Origin of the sequence: Stenotrophomonas sp. SORGH_AS_0321 (genome assembly GCF_031453215.1) — a bacterium.
In the GTDB taxonomy this organism is placed as follows: Bacteria; Pseudomonadota; Gammaproteobacteria; order Xanthomonadales; family Xanthomonadaceae; genus Stenotrophomonas; species Stenotrophomonas chelatiphaga.
This window is the reverse complement of the sequence record NZ_JAVIZG010000001.1, coordinates 2,295,261-2,312,903: the sequence shown is the minus strand read 5'-3', so window position 1 is coordinate 2,312,903 and position 17,643 is coordinate 2,295,261. Positions and strand designations below refer to the sequence as shown.

The 17,643-nt window shown below is 68.9% G+C and carries 13 protein-coding genes; 3 read left to right on the top strand and 10 right to left on the bottom strand.

All coding sequences use genetic code 11. From position 1 onward, the window contains the following. Positions 1-14: 14 nt before the first annotated feature. The 4 genes from QE373_RS10150 to QE373_RS10135 form a co-directional block, all read right to left on the bottom strand. Positions 15-2,186 carry a hypothetical protein gene (locus QE373_RS10150; protein WP_309686021.1) on the bottom strand — a complete coding sequence of 724 codons (2,172 nt, stop codon included), beginning with the start codon at positions 2,184-2,186 and terminating at the stop codon, positions 15-17. 81 nt (positions 2,187-2,267) lie between these two features. Then, positions 2,268-3,785, bottom strand: coding sequence for a serine hydrolase domain-containing protein (locus tag QE373_RS10145; RefSeq protein ID WP_309686019.1), 1,518 nt, complete (start codon positions 3,783-3,785; stop codon positions 2,268-2,270). Between the two features lie 161 nt (positions 3,786-3,946). Next, on the bottom strand, positions 3,947-5,512 hold the full coding sequence (locus QE373_RS10140; RefSeq protein ID WP_309686017.1) for a M56 family metallopeptidase: 1,566 nt from the start codon (positions 5,510-5,512) through the stop codon (positions 3,947-3,949). Continuing rightward, positions 5,509-5,904, bottom strand: coding sequence for a BlaI/MecI/CopY family transcriptional regulator (locus QE373_RS10135; RefSeq protein ID WP_309686015.1), 396 nt, complete (start codon positions 5,902-5,904; stop codon positions 5,509-5,511). The genes QE373_RS10140 and QE373_RS10135 overlap by 4 nt, the downstream gene beginning before the upstream one ends. Positions 5,905-6,087: 183 nt before the next feature. Here QE373_RS10135 and QE373_RS10130 point away from each other — a divergent pair, with 183 nt between their 5' ends. The 3 genes from QE373_RS10130 to QE373_RS10120 all read left to right on the top strand — a co-directional run bounded on the left by QE373_RS10130 (position 6,088) and on the right by QE373_RS10120 (position 7,815). Then, positions 6,088-6,807 (top strand): SGNH/GDSL hydrolase family protein, encoded by a 720-nt coding sequence (locus tag QE373_RS10130; RefSeq protein WP_309689697.1) that lies wholly within the window; start codon positions 6,088-6,090, stop codon positions 6,805-6,807. A gap of 23 nt (positions 6,808-6,830) precedes the next feature. Further along, on the top strand, positions 6,831-7,271 hold the full coding sequence (locus tag QE373_RS10125; RefSeq protein ID WP_309686013.1) for a hypothetical protein: 441 nt from the start codon (positions 6,831-6,833) through the stop codon (positions 7,269-7,271). A 115-nt stretch (positions 7,272-7,386) separates the two neighbouring features. Beyond that, on the top strand, positions 7,387-7,815 hold the full coding sequence (locus QE373_RS10120) for a hypothetical protein (protein ID WP_309686011.1): 429 nt from the start codon (positions 7,387-7,389) through the stop codon (positions 7,813-7,815). Positions 7,816-7,893: 78 nt separating this feature from the next. On the opposite strand, the gene QE373_RS10115 is transcribed toward QE373_RS10120, so the two are convergent. The 6 genes from QE373_RS10115 to hutI all read right to left on the bottom strand — a co-directional run bounded on the left by QE373_RS10115 (position 7,894) and on the right by hutI (position 17,630). Beyond that, the gene (locus QE373_RS10115) at positions 7,894-9,792 is read right to left on the bottom strand and encodes an HWE histidine kinase domain-containing protein (protein ID WP_309686009.1); all 1,899 of its coding nucleotides are present in this window, start codon (positions 9,790-9,792) and stop codon (positions 7,894-7,896) included. An 85-nt stretch (positions 9,793-9,877) separates the two neighbouring features. Next, a complete protein-coding gene (locus tag QE373_RS10110; protein ID WP_309686007.1) occupies positions 9,878-11,992 on the bottom strand; it encodes a TonB-dependent receptor in 2,115 nt (704 codons plus the stop codon). A gap of 349 nt (positions 11,993-12,341) precedes the next feature. Further along, entirely contained in the window at positions 12,342-14,009 is a 1,668-nt protein-coding gene (hutU, locus tag QE373_RS10105) for a urocanate hydratase (protein WP_309686005.1), read from the bottom strand. Continuing rightward, positions 14,006-14,860 (bottom strand): N-formylglutamate deformylase, encoded by an 855-nt coding sequence (gene hutG, locus QE373_RS10100; RefSeq protein ID WP_309686003.1) that lies wholly within the window; start codon positions 14,858-14,860, stop codon positions 14,006-14,008. The genes hutU and hutG overlap by 4 nt, the downstream gene beginning before the upstream one ends. After that, positions 14,857-16,410, bottom strand: a complete 1,554-nt coding sequence (hutH, locus tag QE373_RS10095) for a histidine ammonia-lyase (RefSeq protein WP_309686001.1) — start codon at positions 16,408-16,410, stop codon at positions 14,857-14,859. Before hutH ends, hutG begins: the two co-directional genes overlap by 4 nt. Before the next feature lie 14 nt (positions 16,411-16,424). After that, positions 16,425-17,630: an imidazolonepropionase gene (gene hutI / locus QE373_RS10090; protein ID WP_309685999.1), complete on the bottom strand. Its 1,206-nt coding sequence runs from the start codon at positions 17,628-17,630 to the stop codon at positions 16,425-16,427. Positions 17,631-17,643 lie beyond the last annotated feature (13 nt).

The window sequence follows — 17,643 nt, the reverse complement described above, 5'->3', positions numbered from 1 at the left end:
TCCGACGCGGTGGGTCATTTCGCAGGCAGGTAGCGCGGACGCTGTTCGTACCACTCGCGCGCACCGGCCAGGTGCCACTTGCGCTGCTCGCCATTGAGTTCCACGCCCGCACCCAGCACACCCCAGCGCAGGTACATGTCGCCGCGCCGGCCGGCCTTGCCCAGGTCAAGCCGGCCGCGCAGCGACAGTCGTTCGTTCTCTGCCTGCAGGTCATCCACCACCAGCTGGCCATGCCGCAGCCGCAGTTGTCCGCTGGCCTGCACCTGCCCGGAGTCGACCAGCCCCAGCACCCAGCGCGGGTAGCTGCTGCGCTCACCGAAGGCATCCAGCAACGGCCCGGCGTCACGCAGGGTGATGTCGGCCACCGCATCGGCGCTCAGCGGCGGCGCGGCGGCCAGGTGCCCGCTGCGAACCGCGACCTCGCCCCACCAGCCGGCGTCCTTTGAATCGGCGATGCGCACTTCCTGCAGCCGCACCGTGGTGCCACCCAAGTCGAATTGCTTCTGGCTGAAATCGGCGCGCCTTACGCGGGCCTTCAGCAGTGCGTTGCCGCGCATCGCCACGCCCGCCACCTGCATGCGCGCATTCTGGCCGCTCAGGTCGGCCCGGCCGGTGCCGATCCGGCCGGTGGCATCCAGTTCCACGTCCCCGCTGATCAGCCCGGTGCCGCCCAGCAGCTTCACCTGTTCGTTGCCCAGGTAGCGGTTGTAGCGGGTCAGGTCAGGCACCTGCGCGTTGTTGAAACGCAGCCGCGCCCGCACGCCTTCCTTCAGTTCCTGCAGGCGGGCGTCGCCACTGAGTTCCAGCGCCAGCGCACGACCGTCGAACAGCACCTGCGAAGGCGCATCGGACGGTGCGGCGCGGAACTGGTCCACGTCCACCTGCACGTGCACCTGCGGCGTGCGGCCTTCGACGATCCGCCCCTGCGCACGGGCATCGCCCTGCATCCGTACCCCGGCTACCTCGGCGATGGCAGCCACGTTGGGAATCTCCGCGGTGCTGCCCGGTGCCAGCCGGCCATCGGCCAGCGTCACGTCGGCCCGCAGCAGCCCGCCGCCATCCAGCCGGAACCACGGTTTGCGCACGATCAGGTCGGATATCCAGTTCAGCGAATCGAACGTCCATGCCGCCTTCAATTGCCCGGACGTGCGCGGCAGCAGCTCGGACATCGCGTGGAACGGGATCTCGCGCCCGGCGATGTGCAGGTCGGCATCCAGTTCACTGCCGCTGGCTTCATCGCGCGGCAGCCGCGCCTGCAGCCGGATGTCATCGGCCACGTCCAGCTGCAGCGCCAGCAGGCCGCGATCCTTGGCGTGCTCACCGGCGTGCACCGGCAGGCGCCACACCACGTGCCCGCCAGGCCGCAGCGTGCCATGGTCCATCGCCAGCTGGCCCTGCAGGCGGGCGGTGGAGGGCACCGTGCCGACCGTGGCATGGGCCCCGGCGGTGTCGATGCGCACGGCCTGGCTGCGGCCGTCGATGGCCAGCTCGGCGGTCAGGATGCCGAGCTTGCGCAGGCCTGGCGCATCGTCGCGGTAGTGGCGCGGGAAGCTGGCCCGCGCCTGGATATGGGCCTGGTCCAGCAGCGTCGTACCATCCCAGCTGATCCGCGCATCATCGAAGGTGGCGTTGGAATCGAACAGTTCGGACGGGCCGCCCTTCATCTGCTTCAGGAAGCCCACCGTGGCGCTGGCCTTGCCGGAGATCAGCAGCTTGCCGAACTGACCGCTGCGGATGCTGTCGCTGTGGATCGCATCCATCCGCACCGTCCAGCCACGGTCGCCACGTGGCGGCGGCGGGATCACCTTGTCCACGCGGGTGATCACCGCGCGTACGCCGGCTGCATCCACGCGCGGGATGTGGATCTCGCGGCGCAGCAGCGCCGGCAACGAAATGAACGCACTGGCCCGTTCGGCACTGAAGATATACACGGTGCGGTTGGCCTGCCCGCGCACATGCACGTTCCACAGCACCGCATGGCCCGGCACCAGGGTCAGCGCCGGCCCGTTGCGCAGCTGGAATTTCTCCGGCTTGCGGTTGGTCACCATGTCGAACAACGGCGTGTTGAGGAACACGTTGCCGGCGACCAGGTACAGCAGGTACAGCGCCAGCACTACCGCAAGCAGGATGCGCACCGGGCGCGGCCAGCGCTGCAAACGCTGCAGGCGCTTGGGAATCAGGGACATGGCGGGGCGCAGTTGGAAAGAATGCCGCCACTATCGGCAGTGGCGGCGCGCCATGGCGTGAAGGCGGGGCGGTCGCGACCCTCAGCGGCGGCGGTAATACGCCCGAGCCGGGCCGTGTTCGACGCTGAAGGCGTTGACCTTGCCGAAGGCATCGCGGTGGAACTCGATCTGCAGCCCGTCGATATCCGGCGACACGAAACGGTTCGGGGCCAGCGCCAGCATCGCGCCATCGCGCGGCTGGCCGGCAACGCCCACCCGCAGCACGCCGTCGACGATCCTGACCTGCAGCGCCGGTACATCGAAGAAGTCGGCCAGGGCGCGGCGCTGGTCCATCGGCACGCCGCTGTCCTGAGCGAAGATGCCGGTGTAGTCGGCATGGCCCGGTGCGCCCAGGTCCAGCGCCAGCGTGCGCTGCAGCGGGTTGACCCCGACACCGATCGCATCGGACAGCGCGTTGCGGATCTCGGCCGCCAGTGCCGCACCGTTCTCGCCATTGGTCAGGATCACCAGTCCGTCGCCGGTTTCCAGATAGCCCTCGATCCACGCGCGGTAGCTGTCGTTGGAACCGCCGTGGTGGAAGATGCGCGTGCTCCCCGCGCCGTCCAGCCGCGGCCCCAACCCATGCCAGCTCGGCGAGACCTCGGTCATCATGTCGGTGGCGATGGCGCGTGGCAGGAACGCGCCACGCCCGTGATAGCTGTCCAGCAGCGCGGCAACGAAGGCGGAAAGGTCATTGGCGCTGGTCCACAACCCCGAAGCCGCCTGTTCCGGGAAGCTCTGCCAGCCACGCGGCAGCGCCGTGGCGGCGCCTTCGCCATCGTGGGCCTTGGCGATGTTGGGCGTGCCGGCGGCAGGCGTGGCATAGGTGCTGCGCTGCATGTGCAGCGGGGCGAATACCTCGGTACGTGCGAGCGCCTCCAGCGGCTTTCCGCTGGCCTGCTCCAGCACCAGTTGCTCCACCATCACGCCGCCACCGGAGTAATTGCCGCGCTCACCCGGCGCATGCAGCAGGCGCACCGGACGGTTCTTCGCCGGCGCCACGCCGTCCAGTGTCTGCAGCAGGGTGGGCAGGGGCTCGTCGGGCAGGTAATCGGCAAACCCGTGCACGCCCAGTCCGGAGGTATGCGACATCAGCATGCGCAGGGTGACTTGCGGGGCGGGAACCTCGGGCGTGGCAGGGATTTTCCAGCCGGCCAGCAGCGGGTTGACGTCGCGGTCAAGCGCCAGCCGGCCATCGGCCACCAGCCGCAGGGTGGTCGCGGCGGTCACCACCTTGCTGACCGAACCGACCGAAAACAGCGTGTCGCCGTCCACCGGCAGCGTGGCGCCGGCCTGGCGCGTGCCGTAGCCGGCGCTGTGTACCACCTTGCCATCGCGCAGCACGGCGATCGCCACGCCCGGCACGTGGTGGTGGGCCATGCGCTGCTGCAGCGACCAGTGCGGCAGCGGCGCAGCTTCCGGCAGCAGGGTCGGGCGCAGGCCGCTCTGCAGCGCGCTGCGGATGGCAGCGTCCTCGCCGGCCAGTGCCAGCACGGGCAGGGCCAGCAGCAGGCCTATGGCCAGCGCATGGCGCACGGATGAAGCGGTCAGGAAATCCATGTGGGGCCTCGGGTGGTCCGGTGTGGGAGAGGGGAACGTCAGGCAGGGCAAGGCACGCGCCGGCAGGGCACGTTCAAGCGGGAAGCGGGGGACCACGGGCCTGCCATGCGCAGGCGCGAGCGGGGAATGACGGGCCTGCCACGAGCAGGCCCGTGCGGGATTCAGCGCCGCTCGGCGACGGCCCCGCGTTGTTGCAGGTAGCTGCGGATGTCAGCGCTGCGCGCCTGGTTCAATGGTGAACGCCACTGGCCCAGGTCAGCGACCACGCCAAGGTTCACGTCCGCGCCGTGTTCGACCAGATAGGCCAGCGTGGCCAGATCGCCGGAGCGTGCGGCATTGATCAGCGGTGTTTCGTCACCGGGTACGATCCGGTTGACGTCGGCACCGGCAGCCACCAGTCGCTGCACCACCGGCAAGTGACCACGGCCGGCAGCGACGATCATCGGATTGCCATCGTCAACGGAGGGCAGGTCGGCACGCGCGCCCAGCGCAAGCAACTGATCGACCATCGCCAGCTGGCCACTGCGTGACGCGGCGATCAGCGCGGTGCCGTCGCCGCGCTGGCGTGCATCGACCGGCACGCCGGCGGTGACCAGCCGCTGTACTTCGGCGCTGTCACCCGCCGCTGCGGCGGCGATCAGCCGCTCTACCTGCGCGGAGGTGTACACAGCGGCAGCGCGTCCGCCTGCATCGCGCGGCGTGGAGGCCAGCGGCGCACCGAGCCGCGGCGTGGCGGCAACGCTGAGGCCGGCGCACGCCAGCAGCCCGGCTACGCACAGTGTGGTCCAGGCCATGCGCCGGGCCGGGGCAACGCGCTGCGTATCGATGGCCAGCAGGCCGTCAACGCGCTCGGCCAGGCCGCCGCGCTGGCCGGACATGCCCACCGCCAGCGGCCCCTGTGCCGCCGGGCGCGGCATCAGGCCGGCCACCGCCTTCAACAGCGACGAAGCGTACTGCTGGCCGCCGCCGGACTGACGCGCCGCACGTGCATCACAGGCCATCTCGCGCGCCCGTTCCAGCTCGATTCCCAGCCGCTTCATCAGCGGATTCCACCAGTACAGCGCCAGCACCGCGTGCTGCGCGGCTGCCACCCACAGGTCGCGGCGGTGGATATGCGCGGCTTCATGCAACAGCAGGTCGCGCAGTGCGGATGCGGACAGTGCGTCCACCAGGTGCGGCGGGATCAGGATGCGCGGGGTCCATAGACCCACCACCATCGGGCCGGGCGCAGTGGTCGACAGGGCAATCCGCGCACCGGGGGGCAGGCTCCAGCGCAGCGCCGATTCCAGCGCCGGCGACAGCGTGGCAGTGCGATGCAGGCGGCGTGCCTGCTGCCATGCCTGCGCCAGGCGCAGCAGGTGGACGAGGGTGCCGGTCAACCAGGCCAGTGCCAGCAGCGGCAGCAGCATCGCGCTGATCGCAGGCAGCCGAGGGGCAGGCGCTGCGGCATCGGTTGCCACCGGCGACACCGCCGCCGTCGTGGTGAACGCAGGTGCGGTGGCGACCGCAATCCCCTGCGTTTCACTCGCCGCCGGCGCACCCGGCAGCAGTACCAGCAACGGCGAGGCGGCGGCCAGCACGAACGCGGCCAGCAACACCCACGAGCGGGTTTCCGCACTCAGCCGGCTGCGGCGCAGCAGCACCACCACCACGCCCATCAGCAGGGCGCTCTGCCACAGGTGCTGCGCACCCATCATCAGCAGGGTTGGGACCCATTCCAGGCTCATTTCGCTTTCCTTCCAGTGGGGGCATCGTCGACGCGCTTCTGCAGCGCGGCCAGTTCATCGGCATCCATGTCGTGCTCTTCGATCAGGTGCTGCGCCAGCACGGTGGGCGAATCATTGAAGAAGCTGCGCAGGAGATTTTCCAGTGCCTGGCGGCGGGCTTCACCGCGGCTGATGGCTGCGCTGTAGATGAAAGCGCGTCCTTCGCTTCGGTGATGCACCAGGCCCTTCTTGTCCAGCACCTTGAACATCGTCAGTACCGTCGTGTACGCCACTGGCTTGCTGCGCGACAGCTCATCGGCGACCTCGCGCACCGAGGCCTCCTTCTTCTTCCACAGCACCTCCAGGATGCGGCGTTCGGAATCGGTCAGCGTGGACGAAACAGGACGGGCCATGGGCGCTTCTACTATTGAATTAGTTGATGGGTGCATCGTGCTCCGCCGCGCCACGGCGTGTCAACTATGTAATTAGTAATGGGCCGGGTGCTACCTTCGCTGTACCACCGCTTTCCGTGATGCCTGATGAGCAAGCTGTTCCGCCGCCTCTCCATCCTCCTTGCCGCAGCAACGCAGTTGGGTATGGTCCATGCGCAGCCCGCCGCGACCGATCCGCTGTTCACCGCCGCGCCGGAATCGCTGCAACCGCAGCAGGTGCGCGCGCTGCAGCAGCGCCTGTCGGACTGGCCGCAGCTGGCGTACTACCGCGGCCAGAACGCCGCGTTGCCGCCGCCACTTGAGGGTGAAGCGCGGGTGGTGTTCTACGGGGATTCCATCACCGAAGGCTGGGGCCGTACCGGCAGTGAGACCTTCTTCGCGGGCAAGGGCTACCTCAACCGCGGTATCTCCGGCCAGACCACCGCGCAGATGCTGCTGCGCTTCCGCCAGGACGTCATCGCGCTGCGTCCTGCGCTGGTGGTGATCCTGGCCGGCACCAACGACATCGCCGGCAACACCGGCCCAGCCAGCCAGGCGATGATCGAAGACAACCTGCATTCGATGGTTGAACTGGCGCAGGCGCACGGCATCAAGGTGGTGCTGTCTTCGGTGCTGCCGGTCAGTGCCTACCCGTGGCGTCCCGGCCTGCAGCCGGCGGCCAGCGTGCGCGCGCTGAATGCCGCACTGAAGCGCTACGCGGACCAGCAGCGGCTGGTGTACCTGGATTACCACGCAGCGCTGGGCAATGCGGACGGCGGACTGGACAAGGCGCTGGCCGATGATGGCGTGCATCCCACGCCGGCGGGCTATGCAAAGATGGCCCCCTTGGCCGAAGCCGCGGTAGCGGCGGCACTGGGCCGCTGATCCAATCCATCAAAGGGACGGGCATGCTGGGTTTGCAGGCGTGGGGCGCGGTGGAAAGTGGGGTCCTGGGCGGCGCGCTGGCCAGCATGCTGGTGGCCTGGTGGACACGGCGGTTGCCCCGCCATTACAAGGGCTGGTCGCGCGGCGCGTTGTCGCGTCGACATCGCACGGAAATACGCATCGCCAATACGCTGTTCTTCGCCGGATTGGTGTCCGGGGTGGCGCTGTATCCGCTGGGCGGCTTTGCGCAGAATGATCCGCGGCCGTTGTTGCTGGCCTTCGGTCTGGCCTCACTGCTGCCGTTGCTGGCGCTGATGGTGGTGCCGTGGCTCAGCGGGCGCAGTGTGCGGGCGGCATTCGTCGCCTTCAGCCATGGCCAGGGGACGCCGGTCTGGGCGACCTATCCGCTGCTGGCTGCCGGTCTGGTGGGGCTGGGCTTCGCCATCGCCGGGTTCCTGCGCTGACCGGCTTGAGGCGCCCTGGCAAGCCCGCTACGGTGTGCGCCATGACCATCACCCTCCGCCAGGAACGACCCGCCGACGCCGGCCCGATCGCGCTCATCGCGTGCGGCAGCATGCCATGAGCGGACGCGGCGTGGTTTCGCTGCTGGTCTGGCTGAGTTGCGTGCCGGGCATGTTCGTGCACAGCACGATGGGGACGACGCTGTTCGGCATGCAACTGGCCGAGCTGGCGTGGCCGCCGTCGTGGCAAAGCCTTTGGTTGCTGTGTGCCGTCCTGGCCAGCTTGGCAGCTTGGCCGATGCTGGGGGTGTTGACCCTTCGCTGGCTGGAGAATCGTCCGCTGCACTGGCGATGGCCGCTGGTCGGCACGCTGATGGCCACCTGCTGGATGCTGCCGCGCGGCTGGATTCTCGCCCTGTTCGTCGCCCCCGGGGTACTGTTCGCAGCGTACCTGTGCGCATGGCACGTACTCGGTTGGCGGCGGGCCCAGCGGTCATCGGTGGCACCGCCCCGCGCTGACCCTGAGCGCCCTGCGGACGGCCTGTAGCGACGGCGCCCGCTGGTGCCGTCAGGCAGGTGCGCTGCGGCTGGATGACCGCCTGCGTCGCGGCCAGGCGCGCAGGCCTCAGTCGGCCACCGCGACCGCCTGCTCCGACACCGCCAGCAGGATCGAACAACGCAGTCCGTCTTCGGCGAAACCGTAGTCCACCTTCGCACCGATCTGGTACGGCAGGGCGCGTTCGATCAGCTCGCGGCCGGCGCCGCCACCGCGGATGCTCGATGGGTCGGCGGGCAGGTCGCGCACGCCATGCTCCTGCCAGTCCACGCGCAGTCGCGGGCTGGCCGCTTCGGATGCCCCTGCATCCACCAGGTTCCAGCGCACGTGCAGGCGGCCGCCCTGCTGGCGCAGGGCCCCGTACTTGACCGCATTGGTGGCCAGCTCATGCAGGGCCATCGCCAGCGGCTGCACCGTGCCCGAACGCAACGGCACCTCGGCCGGTCCTTCCAGCACGATCTGATCATCGTGCGCGGAAGGATCCACGTGGGCGGACAGCTCGGCACGCAGCAGCACGTCGAACTGCACGCGATCCAGTTCACCCAGCCGCGACAGCAGGCTCTGCGCGCGTGCCAGCGCATCCAGCCGGGCATCGAAACGGATGGAAAAATCGGCCATGTCACGGCTGGTGGCCAGTGTACGGCTGGCCATCGCACGCACCACCGACATGATGTTGCGGGTGCGGTGCTGCAGCTCGTCCACCAGCATGCGCAGCAGCGATTCGTTGCGGGCACGTTCGTCTTCGTGTTCGCTGCGCTCGGTGACATCGCGCGTGGTGCCGATGATCGCCTCCACCTCGCCATCCAACCCTAGCTGCGGCACGAAGATGTAGTCGTACATGCGCCGCCCCAACGGACCTTCGAAGGGAACATCGCCGCGGATCGGCCGACGCGTGGCGATCACCTGCTCGATCTCGCGGCTGTGCATCGCCGCGTGCCAGTCCGGATAGCCCAGCTCCAGGCAGTTGCGGCCCAGCGCCTCTTCTTCGGTCTTGCCCCACATGCGCAGCAACGCGCGGTTGGCGTAGGTGAAACGATGGTCCAGGTTGAACACGTAGGCCAGGTCGGGCGAGCTGTCCAGGAACGCCTGCAGCCTGCGCCGCTCGCGCTCGGTGTCATGCAGCGCACGGCCCACCGCATCGGCGGCCTGCTGCAGGGCGACCTGCTGGTCTTCGCGGTCCAGCACCAGCGCGGCGATGCGGGTAGCGAAGCTGGCCACTTCCTGTTCCCAGCCGCTGAGCGCGCGCGGCGTGGACAGGAACAGCAGCAGCCAGGCACGTTCGGGTTGGTCCTGCCGAGCCACCGCGATGGGCCTGCAGGCGGGGCTGCCGTGCTCGATGCATGCGTCCCGCCAGTTCGCGTGCCACGCCGTGTCGGTGGCAGCGTCGCCCCCGCCGGGCAGTTCCAGATGCGCTGCCTGCGGCGCCGCGTCGGCATGTTCCAGCAGTGCGGTGATCGCTGGGTGCACGTTGCAGCTGCTGCCATAACCAGGGCGCTGCCGATCGCCGGGGGTGACGAAGAAGGCACTGCGCAGGCCGGGCTTCAGGCGCTCGATGGCCTCGGTGAGTACCCGCAGGCATTCGCGCGGCGGCGTACCGCGGGCCAGGGTATCCAACAGGATCGCCTGCTCGCGGACCAGTTGTTCGGCACGCACCCGGCGGGTCATGTCCACGCACATGCCGTGCACCTGCCCGAGCGCGCGATCATGGCGGCCGCGCAGCATCAGCCAGCGGCGGCTGATGCCATCGGTCCACGGAAGCTCGATTTCAAAGACCGGCTGGTCCTGTTCCTGCCGCAGGATGCGTCGCCACGCACTGCGCAGTGCCTGCGCGCCGATGCCGGCCAGTTGTGCGCTGGCCGTCTCCGAAGCACGCAGCTGGCGGGTGGCGGTATCGAACTGCCACACCCCTACGCGGGTGTCGTCGAGGATGGCGTCGATGGCGAGCGCGTCGGTCAGGGCAGGGGACATCGCAGGCGCGGACGTTCAAGGATCGCCTTTTTTGCCAACATTCCCGCCAACACCCTGTGAAGGCGGGTCGCGCTGCTGCCGGGTCTTACTCGAAACGCAGGCGCACACCGGCATACACGCCGAAGCGTTCGCCCGGCGTGGAGCGCGCCACATCGCGCCCGCCATCGTCGTAGCCCGGCGTCACCGTGGCGGCGTAATGGCGGTCGCCCAGGTTGCGCAGCTCCAGCCAGCCCTGCCAGCGCCCACTGGGCGCGTCGAAGCCCACGCGGCTGCCGAAGATCAGATGGCTGTCGGCACGCACGCTGTTGGCGTAGTCGACGAACACCCTGGAAGCGTATTCGGTGTTCAACGCGGCATACGCACCCGATGCATGGTCGTAGCGCAGTTCGGCCTGGTAGAAGTGCACCGGCAGGCCCGGCAGGCGGTTGTCACCGAAGCGGTCGTCATGGCGGTAGCGGAAGTCACTGAAGGTATACGCCTGGCGCAGCGACAGACGCCCGGTTCCTCCTTGCCACAGCGTGCTGTCCAGCCCTGCTTCGATGCCCCGGTGCACGGTGGGGCTGGCGTTGTTTTCGGCGATGAACAGGTTCGGCACCGGCACCACTTCCACGCTCAGCAGCTCATGGTTGACGTGCGCGTAGTAGCCGGTGAGCTCCCAGCGGCCGATGCGTCCCTCGCCGCGTGCGCCAAGTTCCAGCGTGGTGGCGGTCTGGTTGTCCAGCTCCACCGGCGCGCGCTGGCGGCCGCTGGATGCACCGTTGCCGGCGGCGAAATACTGGTTGGAGCCCCAGATCATCGACCAGGGATGGGCCGGCTCCACCGAGCGGCTGAGGTTGCCGAACCACTGCGTGGCCGGCGAGGCCTGCCAGGTGAAGCCGAGCCGCGGCGCGTAGTCCCAGTCGCGCTCGTTCAAGCGCGCGTCGGTGCGCGGCCAGGTGACTTCCACCGTGCGCCGCGTCTGCACCAGCGCCAGCCCGGTCTGCACGCGCAGCGCATCGCTCAGCTGCAGTTCGTTGCTCACGTGCAGCGTGCTGTCGGTGCCGTGGTGGGAAAAGTCACGGGTGTGGGTACCGGCCGGATAGCCGTTGCTGGCCAAGCGCAGCGTCTCGCGTACGTCGGCATCCAGGTCGTGGGTGACGCGCAGGCCGAGCGTGGTCACGCTGTCATGGCCGAACAGGGTGTGCCGGCGGCGGTAGTCCAGCGTGGCATTGAGGTTGGCGTAGTCCAGCTGCTGCCGGTACAGGCTTTCGTTCAAGTCCATCGGGTACTTGTGGTACACCAGCCCGGCCTGCAGCGAGGAATCTTCGTCCAACTGCAGCGTGGTCATGTTGCCGATCCAGGTGCTGCCCGGCTGCGGCCGCTTCGCGTCGATGGCCAGGTTGGCCGGGTTGGCCGCGCGCGGGTCGTTACGGATCTGCGCGCGGGTCAGCCGCCCGGGTGTTTGGTGGTTGGTTTCGCGGTAACGCAGGAACAAGCGCGTCTGCAGGTCCGGGTTGATCTGCCAGCCGATGTTGGCCATTGCGCCCTTGCCATCGCCGCTCGCATGTCTCTGGTAACCGTCGAATTCGGTGTCGGTGTAGGCGAAGTAGTAATCCACCGCATCCTGCACGCCGCCATAGCCGAGGCTGCGCTTCTGGTAGCCGCGGCTGCCGGCTTCGTAGTGCAGTTCCAGGCCCGGTGCATCGCGGCCGCTGCGGCTGACGTAGTTGATCGCACCCCCCAGCGCCAGCGCGCCGCGCTCGAAGCCGTTGGCGCCGCGCAGCACGTCCACGCGCGACAGCCACAACGGTTCCAGCAGCTCGTACGGGGTGCCGCCGGCCGCGGTCAGCGGCAGTCCATCCAGCGACACCGCGATACCGGAGGCATGCGCGCCCGGGCCGCGGTTGATGCCCGAACCGCGGATGGACACCTTGGTGCCTTCGTTGCCGGGGGACTGCGCACTGATGCCCGGCTGGTAGGCCAGCACATCGGCGGTGCCGCCGACGCGGCCCTGCGCGACCTTGGCCAGGTCGATCACGTTGCCCGCGCCGGGCATGCGGGCCAGCGCCTTGCGCGCGGCATCGGTGGTCTCGGCGGCGGTGACCTCGACGCGGTCCAGGGTAGTGGGCTGGGCAGCCGTTTCCGCACGGGCGGGCAGGGCAGCGAGGGCGGTCAGCACGGCAACGGTGAGCACGCAGGTGCGCGGGAGAGCAGAAGTCATGAGCAGTAGAGCCAGCAGCGGAGTAGGGTCGCGGCTGGGGACGAATCCTGTAAACCGCGCAGAGGCGGCGAAAGTTAACAGGGTGTTCGGAGGTTGTCGAGACGTGGATGCATGAGGGCGGCGTTGGTAGCGCCGAGCCGTGCTCGGCGAGCGCAGCGGCAGGGGCAGGAGCGGAAGCGTGACGACCGACGGTCGTCACCCACCGGAGCAGGAGCGGACGGCCAGCGGCCGTCACTACCGGAGCAGGAGCGGACGGCCAGCGGCCGTCACTACCGGAGCAGGAGCATGACGGCCAGCGGCCGTCACTACCGAAGCAGGAGCATGACGGCCAGCGGCCGTCACTACCGGGTCAGCGCAGGATGCCGGGCAGGTCCAGGCCCTTTTCCTTTGCGCAGTCGATGGCGATCTCATAACCCGCATCGGCATGCCGCATCACGCCGGTGGCGGGGTCGTTCCACAGCACGCGGGCAATGCGCTTGGCGGCCGCTTCGGTGCCGTCGCACACGATCACCATCCCGGCGTGCTGCGAGAAGCCCATGCCCACGCCGCCGCCGTGATGCAGCGACACCCACGTCGCGCCGCTGGCGGTGTTCAACAACGCATTGAGCAGGGGCCAGTCGGATACCGCATCGGAGCCGTCGGCCATCGCTTCGGTTTCCCGGTTCGGCGATGCCACGCTGCCGCTGTCCAGGTGGTCGCGGCCGATCACCACCGGCGCCTTCAGTTCACCGTTGGCCACCATCTCGTTGAACGCCAGGCCAAGCCGGTCGCGGTCGCCCAGCCCGACCCAGCAGATACGTGCCGGCAGGCCCTGGAACTTGATCTTCTCGGCCGCCATGTCCAGCCAGCGGTGCAGGTGCGGGTTGTCCGGTATCAGTTCCTTGACCTTGGCATCGGTCTTGGCGATGTCTTCCGGATCACCGCTCAGCGCGGCCCAGCGGAACGGGCCGATGCCGCGGCAGAACAACGGCCGGATGTAGGCCGGCACGAAACCGGGGAAATCAAACGCATCCTCGACACCTTCCTCCAGCGCCATCTGGCGCAGGTTGTTGCCGTAGTCCACGGTCGGCACGCCCAGCGCGTGGAAGGCCAGCATCGCGCGGATGTGGTTGGCCATCGATTCGCGCGCGGCTTTCTCCACTACCTTCGGCGCGGACACGCGCTTGTCGTCCCATTCCTCCACTGTCCAGCCCTGCGGCAGGTAGCCGTTGACCGGGTCATGCGCGGAAGTCTGGTCGGTCAGCAGGTCCGGCTTGATCCCGCGCACCAGCAGTTCGTCCAGCACGTCGGCGACATTGCCGAGCAGGCCGACCGACAGCGGCTTCTTCGCCGTGCAGGATTCTTCGATCAGGCGCAGTGCTTCGTCCAGGTCGTCGGTCCAGGTGCCCAGGTAACCGGTGCGCAGGCGCATTTCGATGCTGCTCCTGCGGCATTCCACCGCCAGGCACGAGGCGCCGGCCATCACCGCCGCCAGCGGCTGCGCGCCGCCCATGCCGCCCAGTCCGCCGGTGAACAGCCACTTGCCGGCCAGGCTGCCGTCATAGTGCTGGCGGCCCATCTCCACGAAGGTTTCAAAGGTGCCCTGCACGATGCCCTGCGCGCCGATGTAGATCCAGCTGCCGGCGGTCATCTGGCCGTACATCGCCAGGCCCTTCTTATCCAGTTCGTTGAAGTGGTCCCAGTTGGCCCAGCGCGGTACCAGGTTGGAGTTTGCGATCAGCACGCGTGGCGCATCGGCATGGGTGCGGAACACCCCCACCGGCTTGCCGGACTGCACCAGCAGGGTCTGGTCGTCTTCCAGCCGGGTCAGCGCATCGACGATGCCATCGAAGCTTTCCCAGTCCCGCGCGGCGCGGCCGATGCCGCCGTACACCACCAGTTCCTGCGGCCGCTCGGCCACGTCCGGGTGCAGGTTGTTCATCAGCATCCGCAGCGGCGCTTCGGTCAGCCAGCTCTTGGCGGTCAGCGTGGTGCCGGTCGGCGCGATGATGGTGCGGGACGGGTCGTTACGGGTCATGCGGCGCTCCGGTTGGATGCGAATTCAAGGCAGGCGGTGAGCACCTGCGCCAGCGTGTGGCGCAGCGGTGTGGCGTGGTCGTCATCCAGCGGGGTGGGCCAACTGTGGGCATCCAGCGCCTCGGCGGCCGGTTCGGCCATGTAGCCGCGGCAGGCCAGTTCCATCTGCAGGCTGTGCACGCCGCCGGGGATGTCGCTGTAATGGCGGGTGATCCAGCCGCCCTTGAAGCGGCCGTTGCGCACGTGCGGCAGGCCGCTCAGCCGGCACAGGTTTTCCACCACGTCGGACAGCGCGTTGTCGCAGGATGTGTCCACTTCGCCGGTCGGGCCGGCGGTGCCCAGGTTGAACTGCGGCAGCTCGCCGTCGAACAGGTGCGGAATGCGCGAGCGGATCGAATGCGCGTCGTACACCACGACGGTGCCGTGGCGCGCGCGCAGGCGGGCGATCTGTGACGCCAGCGCCGCGTGGTAAGGCGCGAAGTACACCTCGCGGCGACGCAGGATCTCGGCCTCGTCCGGTTCCTGCGCCGGCTTGTACAGCGGCTGGTTGTCGAAGGTGGTCAGCGGGCACAGGCCGGTGGTGTTCTGGCCCGGATACAGCGACACCCCGCTGGGGTCGCGGTTGAGGTCGATCACCGAACGCGAGATCGATGAACGCACCGTGGTCGCGCCGAGTCCGCGCGCGAAGGCGTACAGCTCATGCACCCACCAGTCGGCATCGCGCCGGGCCAGCCACGGCGAGACGAAGCGCCCGGCGAGGTCGTCCGGCAGCGCGGTGCCGGTGTGCGGGAAGCTGATCAGCAGCGGCGCATCGCCTTCGTGCACTTCCAGCCACGGCGGCTGCGCACTCATGCCACCGGCTCCACGTTGGGCAGCACATCGGCCAGCCCGGACGCCAGCGCGCCACTGCGCACCAGGTCGGTGGCAGCCACCATGTCCGGATGGAAGTAACGGTCTTCTTCCAGCGTCGGCACCTGTGCGCGCAGCAGCACGCGGACTGCTTCCAGCGGACCACTGGACTGCAGCGGCGCGTGGAAATCACATCCCTGCGCGGCGGCCAGCAGCTCGATGCCGACCACGTTGGCGGCGTTCTCGGCCATCTGCAGCAGGCGCCGCGCGCCATGCGCGGCCATCGACACATGGTCTTCCTGGTTGGCCGAGGTGGGAATGGAATCCACGCTGGCCGGATAGGCGCGCTGCTTGTTCTCCGATACCAGCGCGGCGGCGGTGACCTGCGGGATCATGAAACCGGAGTTCAAGCCCGGATGCGGGGTCAGGAACGCCGGCAGGCCGGACAGCGCCGGGTCCACCAGCATCGCCGTGCGGCGTTCGCTGATCGAGCCGATCTCGCAGATCGCCATCGCCAGCATGTCCGCAGCGAAGGCCACCGGCTCGGCGTGGAAGTTGCCGCCGCTCAGCGCTTCACCGGTATCAGTGAACACCAGCGGATTGTCGGACACCCCGTTGGCTTCGATTTCCAGCGTGGTGGCGGCCTGGCGGATGATGTCCAGCGCCGCGCCCATCACCTGCGGCTGGCAGCGCAGGCAGTACGGGTCCTGCACGCGTACGTCGTTGTCTCGGTGCGATTCGCGGATCGCCGAACCCTGCATCAACGTGCGCAGCGCAGCGGCGGTGAGGATCTGCCCGCGCTGGCCGCGGATGCTGTGGATGCGCGGGTCGAACGGGGTATCCGAACCCTTGGCCGCTTCCACCGACAGCGCACCGGTGACCAGGGCGGCCTGGAACACGATCTCGATCTCGAACAGGCCGGCCAGCGCGTAGGCGGTGGAAAACTGGGTGCCGTTGAGCAGCGCCAGGCCTTCCTTCGCCCCCAGCTGCAGCGGCTGCAGGCCGGCACGCGCCAGTGCGTCGGCAGCGCTGAGACGTTGTCCGTCAACGAACGCTTCGCCAACGCCGATCATCACGCTGGCCAGGTGGGACAGCGGCGCCAGGTCACCGGAAGCACCGACCGAACCCTGCGCCGGAATCACCGGCACCACATCCTGCTGCAGCAGCGCTTCCAGCAGCTGCAGTGTCTCCACGCGCACGCCGGAGGCGCCCTGCGCCAGGCTGACCAGCTTCAGCGCCATCATCAGCCGCACCACCGGCAGCGGCATCGGTTCGCCAACGCCGGCGGCATGTGACAGCACGATGTTCCGCTGCAGGGTGGCCAGGTCTTCCGGTTCGATGCGCACGCTGGCCAGCTTGCCGAAGCCGGTGTTGATGCCATACACCGGTGCGCCCTTGGCGACGATCGCTTCGACGGTGGCGGCACTGGCACGCACGGCCGGCAGGGCCGCCGCGTCCAGCGCGATGCGCGCGCCACGGTAGACCTGCCGCCACTGCGCCAGCGGCACGTGGGCGGGGCGAAGCACCAGGGTGTCGGGTGTTTCATGCTGCATTGAAGCGTGCTCCATCAGAAGGGATCAGGCTGCCCGCGCACCACGCGCGCGTGCAGCGGGTTGAAGCCGATGCGGTAGACCAGGTCGGCGGGGGCGTCGATGTCCCAGATCGCCAGGTCTGCGTCCATGCCCACCGCCAGCTGGCCGATGCGGTCGGCGCGGCCGAGCGCGCGCGCGGCGTTGCGGGTGAAGCCGGCGATGCATTCGTCCACGGTCAGCCGGAACAGCGTGGCGCCCATGTTCATCGCCAGCAGGGGGCTGGTCAGCGGGGAGGTGCCGGGGTTGCTGTCGGTCGCCAGCGCCAGCGGCACGCCGGCTGCGCGCAGCGCCTCGATCGGCGGCAGGGTAGTGTCACGGGTGAAGTAGAACGCGCCGGGCAGCAGCACGGCGACCGTGCCGGCGGCCGCCATTGCCGCGATGCCGGCCGCGTCCAGGTGCTCGATATGGTCGGCCGAAAGCGCCCCGTGGCGCGCGGCCAGTTCGGCCCCGTGCTGGTTGCTCAGCTGTTCGGCATGGATCTTCACCGCCAGCCCGTGCGCGCGTGCCGCCTCGAAGACCTGCGCTGCCTGCGCGGTGGAAAACGCGATGTTCTCGCAGAAGATGTCCACCGCCTCGGCCAGCCCTTCGGCGGCGATGGCGGGGATCATCAGCTGGCAGACTTCATCGATGTAATCCTGCGCCTGCCGTCCCGGCGGAACCGCATGCGCGCCGAGGAAGGTCGGCACCACGTGCACGTTGCAGTCCACGCCAAGCTGGCGCGCGACCTGCAGCTGCTTGCGCTCATCGTCCAGGGTCAGCCCGTAACCGGATTTGATTTCCAGCGTGGTGATGCCTTCGGCGCGCATCGCCAGCAGGCGAGGGCGGCTCTGGCGTGCCAGCTCCTGGTGGCTGGCCGCGCGGGTGGCACGCACGGTGGACACGATGCCACCGCCGGCGCGGGCGATGTCGGCATAGCTGACGCCCTGCAGGCGCTGCTCGAATTCGTTGGCGCGGTTGCCGGCGTAGACCAGGTGGGTGTGGCAGTCGATCAACCCGGGCGAGATCCAGCGGCCTTCGCCGTTGATGCGCGTGGCCGGCTGCAGCTGCGCGCCACTGCCGGCCGCGCCGACATGCACGATGCGACCGTCAAGGCTGGCCAGTTCGGCATCGGCGATCACGCCCAGGCCGTCGCCCTGCAGGGTCATCAGGTGTACGTTGGTCCAGAGGGTGTCGCAGTGCATGGGCTGGGCTACA

Excerpts from the sequence above, each read along its gene's own strand:
- QE373_RS10150 (WP_309686021.1), bottom strand. The coding sequence starts at position 2,186 with ATGTCCCTGATTCCCAAGCGCCTGCAGCGTTTGCAGCGCTGGCCGCGC.
- QE373_RS10145 (WP_309686019.1), bottom strand. The coding sequence starts at position 3,785 with ATGGATTTCCTGACCGCTTCATCCGTGCGCCATGCGCTGGCCATAGGC.
- QE373_RS10140 (WP_309686017.1), bottom strand. The coding sequence starts at position 5,512 with ATGAGCCTGGAATGGGTCCCAACCCTGCTGATGATGGGTGCGCAGCAC.
- QE373_RS10135 (WP_309686015.1), bottom strand. The coding sequence starts at position 5,904 with ATGGCCCGTCCTGTTTCGTCCACGCTGACCGATTCCGAACGCCGCATC.
- QE373_RS10130 (WP_309689697.1), top strand. The coding sequence starts at position 6,088 with ATGGTCCATGCGCAGCCCGCCGCGACCGATCCGCTGTTCACCGCCGCG.
- QE373_RS10125 (WP_309686013.1), top strand. The coding sequence starts at position 6,831 with ATGCTGGGTTTGCAGGCGTGGGGCGCGGTGGAAAGTGGGGTCCTGGGC.
- QE373_RS10120 (WP_309686011.1), top strand. The coding sequence starts at position 7,387 with ATGAGCGGACGCGGCGTGGTTTCGCTGCTGGTCTGGCTGAGTTGCGTG.
- QE373_RS10115 (WP_309686009.1), bottom strand. The coding sequence starts at position 9,792 with ATGTCCCCTGCCCTGACCGACGCGCTCGCCATCGACGCCATCCTCGAC.
- QE373_RS10110 (WP_309686007.1), bottom strand. The coding sequence starts at position 11,992 with ATGACTTCTGCTCTCCCGCGCACCTGCGTGCTCACCGTTGCCGTGCTG.
- hutU (WP_309686005.1), bottom strand. The coding sequence starts at position 14,009 with ATGACCCGTAACGACCCGTCCCGCACCATCATCGCGCCGACCGGCACC.
- hutG (WP_309686003.1), bottom strand. The coding sequence starts at position 14,860 with ATGAGTGCGCAGCCGCCGTGGCTGGAAGTGCACGAAGGCGATGCGCCG.
- hutH (WP_309686001.1), bottom strand. The coding sequence starts at position 16,410 with ATGCAGCATGAAACACCCGACACCCTGGTGCTTCGCCCCGCCCACGTG.
- hutI (WP_309685999.1), bottom strand. The coding sequence starts at position 17,630 with ATGCACTGCGACACCCTCTGGACCAACGTACACCTGATGACCCTGCAG.